This is a genomic window from Pantoea sp. EA-12 (genome assembly GCF_030053355.1).
Taxonomy (GTDB): Bacteria; Pseudomonadota; Gammaproteobacteria; order Enterobacterales; family Enterobacteriaceae; genus Pantoea; species Pantoea vagans_C.
In genome coordinates this window covers 73,477-87,561 of sequence record NZ_JASGBY010000007.1, presented here as the reverse complement: position 1 = coordinate 87,561, position 14,085 = coordinate 73,477, and the positions used below count along the sequence as shown (strand labels likewise).

The 14,085-nt window shown below is 55.5% G+C and carries 12 protein-coding genes; 6 read left to right on the top strand and 6 right to left on the bottom strand.

Annotated features, from left to right (window positions below):
* Positions 1-970 precede the first annotated feature (970 nt).
* Entirely contained in the window at positions 971-1,534 is a 564-nt protein-coding gene (locus QMZ30_RS12545; RefSeq protein WP_283227777.1) for a class I SAM-dependent methyltransferase, read from the top strand.
* On the opposite strand, the gene QMZ30_RS12540 is transcribed toward QMZ30_RS12545, so the two are convergent.
* Positions 1,522-2,241: a glutamine amidotransferase gene (locus QMZ30_RS12540; RefSeq protein ID WP_283227630.1), complete on the bottom strand. Its 720-nt coding sequence runs from the start codon at positions 2,239-2,241 to the stop codon at positions 1,522-1,524. The genes QMZ30_RS12545 and QMZ30_RS12540 overlap by 13 nt on opposite strands.
* Before the next feature lie 191 nt (positions 2,242-2,432).
* Here QMZ30_RS12540 and QMZ30_RS12535 point away from each other — a divergent pair, with 191 nt between their 5' ends.
* Positions 2,433-3,317 carry a DMT family transporter gene (locus QMZ30_RS12535; RefSeq protein WP_283227629.1) on the top strand — a complete coding sequence of 295 codons (885 nt, stop codon included), beginning with the start codon at positions 2,433-2,435 and terminating at the stop codon, positions 3,315-3,317.
* 47 nt (positions 3,318-3,364) lie between these two features.
* The gene (locus QMZ30_RS12530; RefSeq protein WP_283227628.1) at positions 3,365-4,726 is read left to right on the top strand and encodes a CoA transferase; all 1,362 of its coding nucleotides are present in this window, start codon (positions 3,365-3,367) and stop codon (positions 4,724-4,726) included.
* Here the strand turns inward: QMZ30_RS12530 and QMZ30_RS12525 are convergent, their stop codons facing one another.
* From QMZ30_RS12525 to ghrA, 3 genes are read right to left on the bottom strand one after another with little or no spacing between them, the layout of a single operon-like run.
* Positions 4,727-5,287, bottom strand: a complete 561-nt coding sequence (locus QMZ30_RS12525) for a TorD/DmsD family molecular chaperone (protein WP_283227627.1) — start codon at positions 5,285-5,287, stop codon at positions 4,727-4,729.
* A 26-nt stretch (positions 5,288-5,313) separates the two neighbouring features.
* Positions 5,314-6,051, bottom strand: coding sequence for a phosphatase (locus QMZ30_RS12520; RefSeq protein ID WP_283227626.1), 738 nt, complete (start codon positions 6,049-6,051; stop codon positions 5,314-5,316).
* Between the two features lie 24 nt (positions 6,052-6,075).
* Positions 6,076-7,014, bottom strand: coding sequence for a glyoxylate/hydroxypyruvate reductase GhrA (gene ghrA / locus QMZ30_RS12515; RefSeq protein WP_283227625.1), 939 nt, complete (start codon positions 7,012-7,014; stop codon positions 6,076-6,078).
* Between the two features lie 207 nt (positions 7,015-7,221).
* On the opposite strand from ghrA, the gene treA reads away from it, so the two are divergent.
* Positions 7,222-8,901 carry an alpha,alpha-trehalase TreA gene (gene treA, locus QMZ30_RS12510; RefSeq protein ID WP_283227624.1) on the top strand — a complete coding sequence of 560 codons (1,680 nt, stop codon included), beginning with the start codon at positions 7,222-7,224 and terminating at the stop codon, positions 8,899-8,901.
* Positions 8,902-9,112: 211 nt separating this feature from the next.
* Complete coding sequence (locus QMZ30_RS12505; RefSeq protein WP_502921477.1) at positions 9,113-11,209, top strand: TonB-dependent siderophore receptor; 2,097 nt, start codon at positions 9,113-9,115, stop codon at positions 11,207-11,209.
* Between the two features lie 83 nt (positions 11,210-11,292).
* Here the strand turns inward: QMZ30_RS12505 and QMZ30_RS12500 are convergent, their stop codons facing one another.
* On the bottom strand, positions 11,293-11,541 hold the full coding sequence (locus QMZ30_RS12500) for a GlsB/YeaQ/YmgE family stress response membrane protein (RefSeq protein WP_039330600.1): 249 nt from the start codon (positions 11,539-11,541) through the stop codon (positions 11,293-11,295).
* 186 nt (positions 11,542-11,727) lie between these two features.
* Here QMZ30_RS12500 and QMZ30_RS12495 point away from each other — a divergent pair, with 186 nt between their 5' ends.
* Positions 11,728-12,462, top strand: a complete 735-nt coding sequence (locus QMZ30_RS12495) for a flagellar brake protein (protein ID WP_283227623.1) — start codon at positions 11,728-11,730, stop codon at positions 12,460-12,462.
* A 135-nt stretch (positions 12,463-12,597) separates the two neighbouring features.
* Here the strand turns inward: QMZ30_RS12495 and QMZ30_RS12490 are convergent, their stop codons facing one another.
* Positions 12,598-14,085 (bottom strand): FGGY family carbohydrate kinase, encoded by a 1,488-nt coding sequence (locus tag QMZ30_RS12490; protein WP_283227622.1) that lies wholly within the window; start codon positions 14,083-14,085, stop codon positions 12,598-12,600.

Here is a 14,085-nt window from a genome sequence, read left to right as displayed (position 1 = left end):
CGACCTAATTAATGATTATCGCCTGCACGTCGGGCATTTGCATTGTAACCCCCCCTGACTCCACCACCACTAAATGAATTTGAACCTCCCCAAAAACCACTTGCTCCTGAACCACTGCCATAAGGAGAATTCTGTGAAAGGAATGATTGCACCCCTCTGTTTCCTGTATTCCCACTATTACCGCCATGATTAGACTCTCCCGAGCGAGACCCTCCATTCGTGGCAGAACGGCGACCACTACCGTCTACATCTGCCCATCCGCCTGAGATCATATCCAACTGACTGCTTAAAATTTCTTTTATTATAGTTCTCCATAACATTTGAAATGACCGATAATGGTCAGTGATTATTCTAATCACAAAAACATTGTGCTTTAGCCTTTGTTATATTAATTGTGCGAGCCTCGTCACAATAACACACCTTAAATTTTTCAGTTTTAATAAAATTATTAATCGATTGCGTTACTTGATCAACTAAAACAAAGCCACCCACGAAAAATATTTATTATAAAAAGGACAGTAAATCTCCAATTTCAACTTGCGCTCCGAGGTTAAAAATGAGGTGAATAAACAAACAATTTATTTAATGAGCCTGTCAGTTGAATTAATGGAAGTAATTGTGCACACAACATCTCTTAGGGTTTAACATTAGTCACATTTCATTTTAGAAATATGATTCTACCCTAAAAAATTTTGGTAAATGCATCCGTTCGATCGTTTGGGTCAGTCACCAGGCATCAGCGCCAGATGTAACAACCTGGCTATAAACTCGGCATAAGCGCTCATGCTTGTCAGTTAAGCGACTGACCATCACGCCGTCTGATACCGCACTGAAAAGACAAGGCACTTATCAACCAGCAGCCCGCGCCTCGCTGCGGATTATTCCGAGTTTTGAACAGAATGCAGCGAAAAGCGAAACAAGCGCGCCGAATGTGGTCAATATGAAGCAGGACACTAATCAGGAGAAAGAGATGTTGGCTTCAGCCCTGACGTTAATGCGCGCCAAAGCGAACTTTGTTCAGCAATTTATTCGAAACCCGCGCAAGATGGGCAGCATCACGCCCTCCTCTGCCGCGCTGTGCCGCACCATGTGCGATACCGTTCACTGGGATCGTAGCCTGCGTATCGCCGAACTCGGCGCGGGTGATGGCGTACTGACACGGCACATTCTGGCAAGGATGTCCCCTCAGGCACAGTTGGATGTGTTTGAAATCAGCCCGGAGCTGGTTGACAGCCTGCGTGAATGGAGCGACCCGCGCATGCAGGTACGCGCCTGCTCCGCAGAGTATCTTTCCGGTGAGTACGATGTGATTTTCTCTGGCTTGCCACTGCTGTCGCTGCCGCCGGGAACCCGCGAAGCGATCCTCAGTGCGGTGCATGACGTGCTGGGGCCGCGCGGTGTGTTTGTGCAGTTCCAGTACACCTCGCTGACCCAGCCCGATTTGTCGCGTTACTTCACCTGGCAGCGCCAGCGGGTGCTAAAAAACATGCCACCCGCGTGGGTCTATCGCTGCACCCGACATTACGCGCCCTGAGCTTGCACACGCGGCTGCGGCCGCGTTTGCTGCCAGAAACGGCGTAACAACTCTCGCGACCAATCCTCTCCCGCCACCTTTGCGCCATCATCGCTGACACCCGCCGGTAAACAGGCGGTCATGATGTCGCGGGTGAATTCCGGGTGGAATTGCACCGAGAGTGCCTGTGCGGAGTAACGCAGAATCTGGCAGCCATCCAGTTCCGATCTCGCCAAAACCTCAGCCTGCGGTGGCGGAGTGAGCACCGATTGGCGGTGGGATAGCCACGCCTGAAACTCGCCTGGCAACGAACCCAACCAGGGATCGCGGCTGGCACCGTGCGTCAGGGTTTTGAGTCCGCGCTCCCAGCCATTCGGGTTATCACCCACTTTGCCGCCCAGCGCATAGGCCATCAGCTGGTGGCCGTAGCACACACCTAACAGCGGTAACGCCGCTTCCAGCGCACCACGAATCCATGCCGCAGTGCGCTCGCTCCAGTCGGCATGGTCAGTTACCATCGCCCAGGATCCACTGAGGATCGCGCCACTGAGGCGGTCAAAGGCGGGCAGCTCTTCGCCCAGATGCGGACGGATAATCACGTAATCTTCAGGCTGCAGTTGCAGCGCGTCGATAAACCAGACGGGTTGTTCACCAATTTGCGCCACAACCGACGGTGGCGGCACTTCGAGTTGAATCAGGGCAAGAGGTAAAGCGCGGGTGTGTGTCATTCCGAATTCATTCCTTAACGGAGCCAGCTTTCGGACATCCACTTTGACAGGAAATCAGGGACATGTCTTATTTTTTTCCTGCATAAGCTCATGCGCATGCGAAAAATATTTTTGCTCAATGTCACAGAAACTAGCGGCTTCGTGCCATGATTAGCCGGTGATAACTCCCCTTTGATGTGAAGGATGACACTGTGGCAGTGCGGCATTTCTTTATGGTTTTGATGGTGGTTTCCATCTGGGCTTTCAATAACGTAGCAGTAAAGTGGGGATTGCTGGAGCTTCCTCCGCTGTTTCTCACCTGGATGCGTTTTGTGGTGGTGGCCATCGTGCTGGTCCCCTTCTGCCGCATCACCCGCGAGCAACTGCCGTGGCTGCTGACCCTCGCCTTCACCTTTGGTTTCATGCACTTCTCGCTGCTGTTTGTCGGCATGCGCTATACCGATGCCGGTACCGGAGCAATTGTGGTCCAGCTGGGCACGCCGATTGCGATGCTGCTGGCGATGCTGGTGCTGAAAGAAAAACTGCGTCTGGTGCAGTTATTTGGTATCGGCATCTCGCTCAGCGGTGTTGCCGTGCTGTCTGGCAGCCCGACCATTCCCGCATGGTGGGTGCTGTGTATTTTGCTGTGCAGCGCCTTTGGCTGGGCGATAAGCAATATGATCGTGAAGAAATCACCGCCGATTAAACCGCTTACCCTGACGGGCTGGATCTCCTTTCTTGCCGTGCCGATTGTCGGTGCCGCCTCCTGGCTGACCGAATCACAGCAGTTTTACGCACTCAGCCATGCCGGTTGGCGCGGCTGGTTTGGCATTCTCTACAGCGCGCTGGCCTCCTCGATTGTCGCTTACACGCTGTGGTATGCGCTGCTGAAAAAGTACAACGTCAATCTGATCATGCCTTACTCCCTTTTGACGCCGGTACTGGCGGTGTTGATGGGCGTATTGGTGTTGGGCGACAGCATGAACAGCTTTAAAATCCTCGGTGCCTCTTTGGTGGTACTGGGCACCGCAATTGCGGTGATCAATCTGCGTAACCTACTCATGCACGCGCGTTTCCCGCGGTTGCGTCGCCGTTAAAAACCCTCTGCTATGCTTGAGTCTCGCGCGTTTTCCGGAGACTTAATATGGATACTCAATCTGCTGCCGCGCTATGGCAGCAATTCTGGCAGGGATTGCGTGGTGAGGACCCGCGCCCTGCACTCAGTTTTCTCCAGCCCGATACCTTCCAGTCTGCCTTCGCCGTCAGCGAACTGGCGGCCACCAGCATCGGATTAGCCAGCCAGGCGCTGAGCGATTTGCTCGGTCAGTCAACCCCGGTCAGTGTAAATGTCCGGCTTGCCTCACGCTGGTTCCTGCATAGCCTGACGCCGCTCAATCGCCCGCCTGCTGCGTTATGGGATCCCTTTGCCGGTGACTACGCCACTGCGGATGGTTGGATCCGCCTGCATACCAACGCACCGCATCATCGTGCCGCAATGGAACAGGTGTTAGGTCAGCATCCTGACCGCGCGGCATTGAGTCAGGTGGTCGCCACCTGGCAGACCGAAGCCCTTGAACACGCGGTAGTGATGGCAGGGGGTTGTGCCGCGCAAATGCGCAGTGAGCAGCAGTGGCAACAGCATCCACAAGGTATGGCGGTGAACAGTGAACCCCTGATTGCCCAACAGGCCACCGGAGAAGCCCCGACGCCGGGTTGGCGGTTGCCAACGGCACGCCCTTTACTCGGGGTACGCGTGCTGGATCTCACGCGCATTATCGCAGGCCCGGTTTGCACACGCTTTCTTGCCAGCCTCGGTGCGCAGGTATTACGCATCGATCCTTATGGCTGGGAAGAACCGACGCTGGAAGAGGAGATCACCTGTGGCAAGCGCTGTGCCCGGCTCGATCTGAAAAGCAAAGCTGGCCGTGAGCAACTGCGTGATTTAATCAGACACGCCGATGTAATGGTGCATGGCTATCGTGCTGACGCACTGGAAAAACTAGGGCTGGATGCCGACACCCGCCGCTCACTTGCCCCCGGATTGGTGGATGTCAGTCTAACCGCGTGGGGCTGGAGCGGTCCCTGGCGTAACCGGCGTGGTTTCGACAGTCTGGTGCAAATGGGATGCGGCATTGCTGAACGCGGAATGATTTGGAGCGGTAGCGCGAAACCGCACCCGTTGCCGGTGCAGGCGCTCGATCATGCCACCGGTTACATGATGGCTGCAGCAGTTCTGGAAGGGCTGCGGCAGCGACGTGAGCATCACGTGGGCTGGCAGGCACGCTTATCCCTGGCTCGCACGGCGCGGCTACTGCAACAACAGGGTTCAGCGCCGCAACAGCCGCAAAGCGGTATTACCGCGCAGCACGACGATGCGTTGAGTGCGCTGGAGATCAATGCATGGGGGATCGCGGAGAGGCTGCGTGCCGCTGCGTATGTGCCCGGCACGCCAATGATTTGCGCCACACCGGGTGTCAGGCTCGGCAGTAGCGCAGCCAGCTGGTAATCAGGCTTCTTCTTCGTTGCCTTCGTTCAGCTCATCATACATGGTCTGGATTGCCTCACGACTCAGCGCAGCCAGCGTGCGGTAGAACGCGCTGGTGGCGTGTGCTTCGACTTTTCCGAGGAATGCACCGCACCACGGCAGCAGATAGTCATCGAACAGCGCCAGCTGCGCGGCAGACTCATCTTCTGCCGACTGATCTTCCAGCCACGAAGCCGCCAACAGCAGCACACCAAAGTGATCGGCAGGCGCATCGCTTAACGGCATGCCACGTGAACTCAGAAACGCACGCACATCCGCTTCGGTTGGACCGTTTGGCCACTGTGAAGCGTAGGGCGGCACGCTGCACTCACTGCCCACAAACAGCGCGTTGTAATCTGCCGCCAGCGCCTGAGGATCGCTATTCTGTTGCAGACGGGTCAACAGTTCATCCTGCTCCAGCGGCCACTGATCTTTCAGTTTGCCTTCACGCAGCACGGTGAAAAGCGGCATCAGCAGCGGATCTTGCGGCTGGCGGTTGAACAGCGAGCCGATGACGCGGCAGAGAATGGAAAACTCATTCATGCAACAGAATTCCTTGAGGCAAAAAGTTAAAAGTCTGCAAATTCAGCAATATGCTTCCCGGTACGCTGTTCGAGGAAATCGAGCAAGCGGCGTGGCGTGACATTTAACACGCGATCCTCAGGAAAATCCACTTCACGCGTAATACGGATGCAGTGTTCAAAGTGGCCCAGCGTAAATGCGGTGTGGGAATCAGAACCAAAGGCCAGACGCCCGCCTGCATCGCGCACCGCTTCGGCGATGGCGCGGCAGTTAGGTTCACTGCCAGGTCGTGAATGGGTAAAGGAGGAGTTGTTGATCTCGAGCGCGACATCATACTTCGCCGCCGCTTCAGCAATCGCGCGGATATCGACCGGGAATTTCGGATTACCAGGATGCGAGATGATGTGCACCAGTCCACCGGCCATCGCCGCAATCATCGCTTCGGTGTGATGCGCTTTATCACGTGGCGCGTACACTGGCTCGTGGAACCCCGCCACAATCAGATCCAGCGCATCCAGCATCGGGCCACTGCAGTCGATCTCGCCCTGCTGGTTTTTGATGTTGGCTTCAATGCCGCGCAGCACGCCCACGCCATCAATCACGCGTGGCCAGATGCGCATGTTGACGAAGTGCCAGTAATGCGGCGCATCCGCCATATCCGGGCCGTGATCGGTAATAGCAAACAGCTTCAGGCCATTCTGCTTAGCCTGTACCACGTAATCGTGCAGCGTGCTGTAGGCGTGGGTGCTGGCAACGGTGTGCATGTGCAAATCGACGGGATACATCCTCTTCTCCTGACAAAATGTGAATTAATAACCGCGTTGACGATCGACTAAACCGCCCGGCTGCTGACCTTGCTCCAGAGCAAGTATGGCACCCGCAATGAAATCCATCGCCTCGCCCGGCAATGTTATGGCTGCAGTATGTGGCGTGATTGTGACATGCGGATGTGACCAGAGCGGGTGATCCTTGGGCAAAGGTTCCGTCTGGAACACATCCAGCGCGGCACCTGCCAATTGGCCGCTATTCAGTGCCGCCAGTAAATCGGCTTCCACCACGTGCGCACCGCGCGCCATATTGAGGAAAAAGGCGCCGTGCGGCAGTACGCTCAGCACGTGCTCATCAATCAGGTTGGTGGTCTCCGGCGTGGTGGGCAGCAAATCAATCAGCACTTGCGTGCCATCGAGAAAGGCATTCAGCTGCTCGCGACCGTGGAAGGTTTGCACGCCCTCAATGGTTTTCGCTGAACGGCTCCAGCAGCGAAGCGGGAAGCCCCACTGACGCAGACTCTCCAGTACGCTGCGCCCCAGCACACCGGCACCCAGAATACCGATGGTAAAGTTCTCGCGTTCAAAGCCCTTCAACTGCTGCCAGTGCGTCCGTTGTTGCTGTTGGCGATAGTCGGCAAAACGACGGAACCAGCCCAACACGCACCAGTTGGCATATTCTTGCATCTGACGCGCCATTCCGGTGTCTTCTAAACGTATCAGCGGCACCTCATCGGACAGCATTTCCGGATGGGCGTGCAGCTGTTTGAGAATCTCATCCACGCCTGCCCCCATGGCAAACACCCCTTTCAATGGGCGTCCGGCGAGCATCTCTATGGGCGGTGAACGCACGATGGCATAGTCGGCCGGTGCATTATCACCCGGTTGCCAGTGGCGCACATTGACGCCCGGTATGCGTTGATGCAGTCCGTCAATCCAGCTCTGCGGATTGGATGAGGGGTGATACCAGATGATCTCCATACAGCTCTCCTTTTTTTCCTTCAGCCTCAGGCAAATACCGATTCAGAGCAAGCAAAAACCTTAGAGTTAATGCAATTTCTCCCGTGATTAATTCCGAACGCTTCACATTTCCGCCCCCTTGGGGGGATAAGCGACGGATTAGCGACTAAAGTTGTCTGAGTGGTCAATGCGTTAGCACACCACCTTTTCGGACAAGGAGAAAAACCGATGATAAAAAATGTCATATTCACGCCCGCGCGCCTCACCTTTTTACTGAGCGCTGCCCTGCTCGCCGGTTCTGCCGTTGCGCAGGCTGAAGATAACAGCCGCATGCTGAGCAACCAGCCCCAGCCACCGGATATCCGTTTGGGGCCACTGTTTAACGCCGTGCAGCAGGCGAAATTTTATCCGGACCAGAAAACCTTTGCCGACGCGGTCCCGAAGTACAACCCCTCTTCGATTCTGGCCGACTGGCAGATGCAAAAAAGCCAACGCAACTTCGACCTGAAGCACTTTGTTGACGCCAATTTCACCTTGCCTAAAGAGCAGGACAAGTATGTGCCGCCCGCTGGGCAGAGCCTGCGTGAGCATATCAACGGTTTATGGCCGGTGCTGACCCGCTCCACGCCTAACGCCAGCCAGTATGATTCCCTGCTGCCGCTGCCTAAGCCTTACGTTGTACCGGGTGGTCGCTTCCGCGAAGTCTATTACTGGGACAGCTACTTCACCATGCTGGGTCTGGCGGAGAGCGGCCATTGGGATCGCGTGCAAGATATGGTGGACAACTTCGCCACCGAGCTCGACAAATACGGCCATATCCCAAACGGCAACCGCAGCTACTATCTCAGCCGATCACAGCCACCGTTCTTTAGCCTGATGGTCGATCTGTTAGCCACTCACAAAGGTGATGACGTCTATCGCCAGTATCTGCCGCAGTTGCAGAAAGAGTATGACTACTGGATGGCCGACAGCGATAAGGTTGCGGCAGGACAAGCCAGCAAGCGCGTCATTAAGCTCAGCGATGGCACCTTGCTCAATCGCTATTGGGATGATCGCGATGCTCCGCGCACCGAATCCTGGCTGGACGATGTGAACACCGCTAACAAAGCACCGGACCGCAATAAACAGCAGGTGTATCGCGATCTGCGTGCTGGCGCGGCATCGGGCTGGGATTTCAGCTCACGTTGGTTTACGGATGCGCATAATCTGGCCTCCATCCGCACCACACAACTGGCGCCGGTGGATCTCAACAGCCTGATGTTCCATCTGGAGCAGGTGCTGTCTAAGGCGTCCAAACTGGCGAAACAGGATGACCAGGCCAAACAGTTTGCTGCTGATGCAGAGAAGCGCCAGGCGGCGATCAATCGCTATCTGTGGGATGCAAAACAGGGATGGTATGCCGATTACGACTGGCAGAAAAAACAGATCCATCCGCAGCTGACTGCGGCAACACTGTTCCCGCTTTATATGCAGGTGGCGAGTGAGAAACAGGCCGATCGCACGGCGAAAGCGGTAGAAAAACAGCTGTTAAAACCAGGTGGGTTAGTCACCACCACGGTGAATAACGGTCAGCAATGGGACGCACCCAATGGCTGGGCACCGCTGCAATGGGTTGCCGTTGAAGGCCTGGAGCATTACCACCAGCCCAAACTGGCGCAAGAGATTGGTCAGCGTTTCCTGCAAAACGTGCAGGCGACTTATGACAAAGAGCATAAGCTGGTTGAGAAGTACGTGGTGGAAGGCGCACAGCTGGGCGGCGGTGGCGGCGGTGAATATCCGTTGCAGGATGGCTTCGGCTGGACCAATGGCGTGACGCTAAAACTGCTGGATAAGTATTGCCCGAAAGATAAGACCTGTAATAACGCCGGGGATATCCCGAATATGCCAGCGTTAAGCGCGGGGAAATAATCGTCTTAAATACGGGCGGCCCAAGGGCCGCCCAGGTTACCGCACACCTTGTGAGAATCTCTCACACCCCACCTATCTCAAATTCACATCTTGAAACACAGCCCACTAAAAGATAATAATTATCACTATAATTTCTACTCTTATTCTCACAATTGCGGTGGTGCTTTTACATGTGCTGCCATTTTGCCTGCTTTAAGTTAAAGGATTTCTGATGTCGCTTTTTACCCTCAATCGTGGCCGCGTGCTGTGCGCGCTGGCTTTAGCCCTGCCTGGAGCCACCTTCGCCGAAGAGTCGATAGTGGTAACGGCACAACCGCAAGAGAGCGCCAACTCACCGACACAAGGCTATCTCGCCACGCGCAGTAGCGGCAGCAGCAAAACCGATCAGCCCTTAATCACCACGCCACAATCGATTTCAGTAGTAACGCGCCAGCAAATGGAAGACCAGGGTGCGCAGGATCTTAACCAGGCGCTCAATTACACCCCTGGCGTGTTTACCAACTTCGGTGGTGCGGCAACGCGTTACGACACTATCGCTTTACGCGGCTTCCACGGCGGCGATGTGGATAACACCTTCCTTGATGGCCTGCGCATCATGAGCGATGGCGGCAGCTTTAATATCCTGCAGGTCGATAATTGGTTCCTGGACCGCGTTGACGTGATTAAAGGCCCCTCCTCCGCGCTGTACGGCCAGACCGTACCGGGTGGATTGGTAAATCTGGTCAGCAAGCGCCCGCAGTTTGCCGAGGAGGGTCACTTCCGCCTGTCGACTGGCACCAATGCCACCAACAGCGCCGCGTTTGATTACACCAACGCCATCAATGATCAGTGGGCGTTTCGTCTGACCGGCATCACGCGCAACAGTGATACCCAATATGACCATACCCGCGAAGAGAAATACGCTATTTCACCGCAGCTGATGTGGCAGCCAAGTGAAGACACCAACCTGGTGCTGCGCGCCTATCTGCAAAAAGATCCTTCCGGTGGTTATCACGGTTCCGTGCCTGCTGAAGGGACGCTTTATAGCCACAATGGCCGTAAGCTGAGTGACAGTTTCTATGAAGGCGATAGCGCGCTAGATCAGTTCAAGCGTAATGAGCAGATCTACAGCTATGACTTCTCACACCGCTTTAATGAAGTGTGGTCGTTCTACTCCACCGCCAGCTATAGCCACTCGAATGTCGATCTCGATCAGGTGTATCAGATTGGTTGGGATGCCACCAACCCCGATTTGCTGACGCGTTACTATTCTGGCGAACGCTCATCACTCAGCGCCTGGGCCAACGACAACCGCCTGCAGGCCGATTTTTCCACCGGGGCAGTGCAGCACCGGGTGATTTTAGGTGCGGAGTACCATCGTTATAAGAACGACCTGAGCAACGCCAGCGGCTACGCCAGCTCACTGAATCCATGGACGGGCGAAGCTGTTGGCACCATGCCGGATTACAGTTGGACAGAATCGACCCGCCGCTACTATCAAACCGGGCTTTATCTGCAGGATGAGTTGCAGCTGGATCGCTGGCATTTGGATCTCTCTGGCCGCTATGATCGCATCGTGTCGAATAATGGCACCAGTCGCCGCCAGGATGACCATATCAGCGGTCGTGCTGCGCTGCTCTACGCCTTCGACAGTGGCATCTCGCCTTATATCAGCTGGAGTCAGGCGATCACTCCCGCCTCACTCACTGACCCGTATGGCAATCAGTTGAAACCCACCACCTCGGAACAGTATGAGGCCGGTGTGAAATACCAGCCGGTTGGCACGCGCGATATGTATTCGATTGCGCTGTATGACCTAACGCAGAATGATGTCGCCAACCGCAACGTCATCGACAGTACTTACACGCCTTCTGGCAAAGTGCACTCGCAGGGTATCGAGTTGGAAGCGCGCAATCAGCTCACACCACGCCTGAGCACTATCGCGGGTTACACCCTCAATCATCTGCGCTTCAAAGACTCGGTGGATGGCAACGAAGGCCATACTCCGTATGTCACCCCCAATAGCATGGCGTCCTTCTGGGGACATTATCAGTTCGATTACGGCTTGAGTGCCGGTGCCGGTGTGCGTTACATCGGTAAGCAGTGGGCGGATAATGAAAACACCACCCGTTTGCCGTCAGTAACGCTGTTTGATGCCTCAGTGCGTGCCGATCTGGGTGCATGGGATTCGCAGTTGAAAGGGGCGTGGTTGCAGGTGAATGCCAATAACCTGACCGATAAAAAGTATCTTACCGCCTGTTATGGCACAGGTTACTGTTACCGCGGTGCAGAGCGTACGGTAATGGCGACCGTGGGTTATGATTTCTGATAAGTCGGGAGGCCTTAAGGGCCCCCGCGCATAAAAAAACCGCACCCCATGAGGTGCGGTTTTCTTTAAATCAACGCGTATTATCAGGCACGCACTTTGCGGTAAATCCACAACACCACAATGGCACCAATCACGGCCACCACGAAGCTGCCAAAGTTGAAACCGTCAACTTTACCGAAACCAAACAGAGTACTGATCCAGCCGCCGACAACCGCACCGACAATACCCAATACCACAGTGATGATAAATCCGCCGCCATCTTTACCCGGCATGATCCACTTAGCGATAATCCCGGCAATCAAACCAAAAATAATCCATGAAAGAATACCCATTTACTGCTCCTTACGTTATGAATCAAGGTGTTCACTGCGCTTAGTATAGCCTGGAATTTTCATTGTGCCGGGTGAGCGCAACGGTAAAATAATCGTTAGCACGCTAAAGCTTTTTTAGGCAAGGCCGATAACAACTCGGTAGCATTGGCACCCGTGATAATAACAATCGGATAAGTGGAGCAGGACGTGAAAGAAGCCGATAAAGAACAATACCTCAAACGAGGCACGCTGGCAGTATTGAACGTAATGAAGGACTTGCTACGTTACCAGACCCCGCTGATGGTGAGCTTTGCGCGCGGACAGTTTATTAGCCGCTTACTGGCTGCCGACGAAGACCAGGTGATCTTCGATCTTGGCAGCAATGCGCTGGATAATGATTTAGCCCTACAGGGTGGCGAATTGAATATTGCCGCCGAAACCCAGGGTGCCAAGGTGGAATTTGGCCTGACGGGATTACAACGTGTCGAGTTCGAAGGCTTACCTGCTTTCTCCGCGCCACTACCGGAACTGGTTTGGCAAATTCAACGCCGTGAGTTCTTCCGCGTGAATGCCCCAATGGAACCGGTGTTTTATTGCCACAGTGAATGGCCGGATGGCAGCAAAGTGCGCTTCCGCTTGCAGGATCTGTCGCTGGGTGGCGCAGGCGTGCTGCTGGATGAAGCGCTGCCAGAGGGCTTGAATCGCGGCGACACCTTTAAAAAACTACGCGTGGAACTGGGCGAATATGGCCATTTCGAGGTCACCGCGCAGCTGCTGCACATCGGTGAACGCAGCACCATCACCAGCAAAAATGAAACCCGCACCACACCGCGTTTGAGCTTCCGCTTTACCACCATTGAACCGGTGCAGGAGCGTCAGTTACAACAGGTTATCTTTGCGCTGGAGCGTCTGGCACGGGATAAGGCGAATCGTTTTCAGTGATGTGGCAAAGTCGCTTAAGTGGCGTCATGCTCGTCAGTTAAGCGCCTGTCGGTCGCCATAAATGGCAACCCTACGACCATCGAACGAGGTTTTCGTAGGGTGCACATTGATGCGGACTTGGGGGGCCTCGGTGTTTCAATGAGGCTGATAACGGCATCGCGCCACCGCATCCAGCCAACCGCGATAAGTTTCCTGCATCATAGCCGCGCGATCTGTTCGCGGTTCAATCACCGAACCTCCTTGCAATGCCTGCATTTCACTGCCCTGCTGCCACCAGCCTAACAAACGCCCGGCCAGTAAGGCTGCCCCCAGCGCTGAGACTTCGGCTGTGGGAACACGTTTCAGCGGACGCTGTAACACATCGGCCTGCAACTGCATCAGCCAACCGTTCTCGGTGGCGGTGCCGTCGACACACAGCGCCGGGAGCTGCACACCGCTGGCCTGCTCCATGGCGAAGAACACATCCGCAATCTGGAACGTGATGGATTCCAGCGCCACCCGCGCCAGCACTTCGGGCGTGGCGGCATCGGTCAGCCCACACACCATGCCACGCGCCTTTAAATCCCACCAGGGTGCGCCCAAGCCAGACAGCGCTGGCACAAAATAGATCCCCTGATTGTGCTCGCTGCGCTGTGCCATTGCCGTCAGCTCACGCGGATCGTTGATGCCCAGCATACGCCCCAGCCACGCCGCCCCTGAACCGGTGTGGGTGATATTGCCCTCAAACGCATAGCGTAAGGTACCATCGTGCCATGCCACCGTAGTGCTAAGGCCGTTTTCCGTCAGCAGTGGCGTGGCCATCGACATCATTAACGACGAACCCGTGCCGTAGGTGGCCTTCACCACTTCTTCACCGGCACTGCGCTGTGCCTGCAAAGCAGCGTGAGAATCGCCAATTCGCGACAAAATCGGCGTGCCGGGTTTCAGACCCGGAATATCATTCACCGTCACCACACCCTGCGCACTCGCGGAAGGCACAATCTGCGGCAGTGCCGCCCGTGGGATATGGAACAGCGCGAGCAGTTCATCATCCCAATCGCCGCTGTGCAGGTTATAAAGTTGGGTGCGCGCGGCGTTGGCATGGTCGGTGACAAAGGATTCACCACCGCTTAATTGCCAGCTCAACCAGCTGTCTACCGTGCCGATACACAGTTCACCGGCTTGTGCACGCGCCAGACCATCGGGCAATGTCGCCAACATGCCGGTAAGTTTTCCTGCCGGGAACATCGGGTCGACCGCTAACCCGGTTAGACCGGTAATGCGCGGTGCTTTGCCCGCGACGCGCAGATCGCGGCAAAACGCTTCTGAGCGGCGATCTTGCCAACTCACCAGCGGTGTCAGCGGCTGCCCATCCGCGCGCTGCCAAATCAGCACCGATTCGCGCTGGTTGCTGATGGCTACAGCCGCCACCTCCGCCCCGGCACACTGAGCCAGACAACTTTCAATCGCCTGTTTTACGGCATGCCAGATGGCTCGCGGATCTTGCTCCGCCAGACCCGGCTGCGGGTGCGCCAGCGTTAACGGCTGGCTGCCACGTGCCACTACCTGACCTGCACCATTCACCGCAATCGCTTTGGCGTTGGTGGTACCTTCATCAATTGCCAGTATTAACGGTCCCGCCAT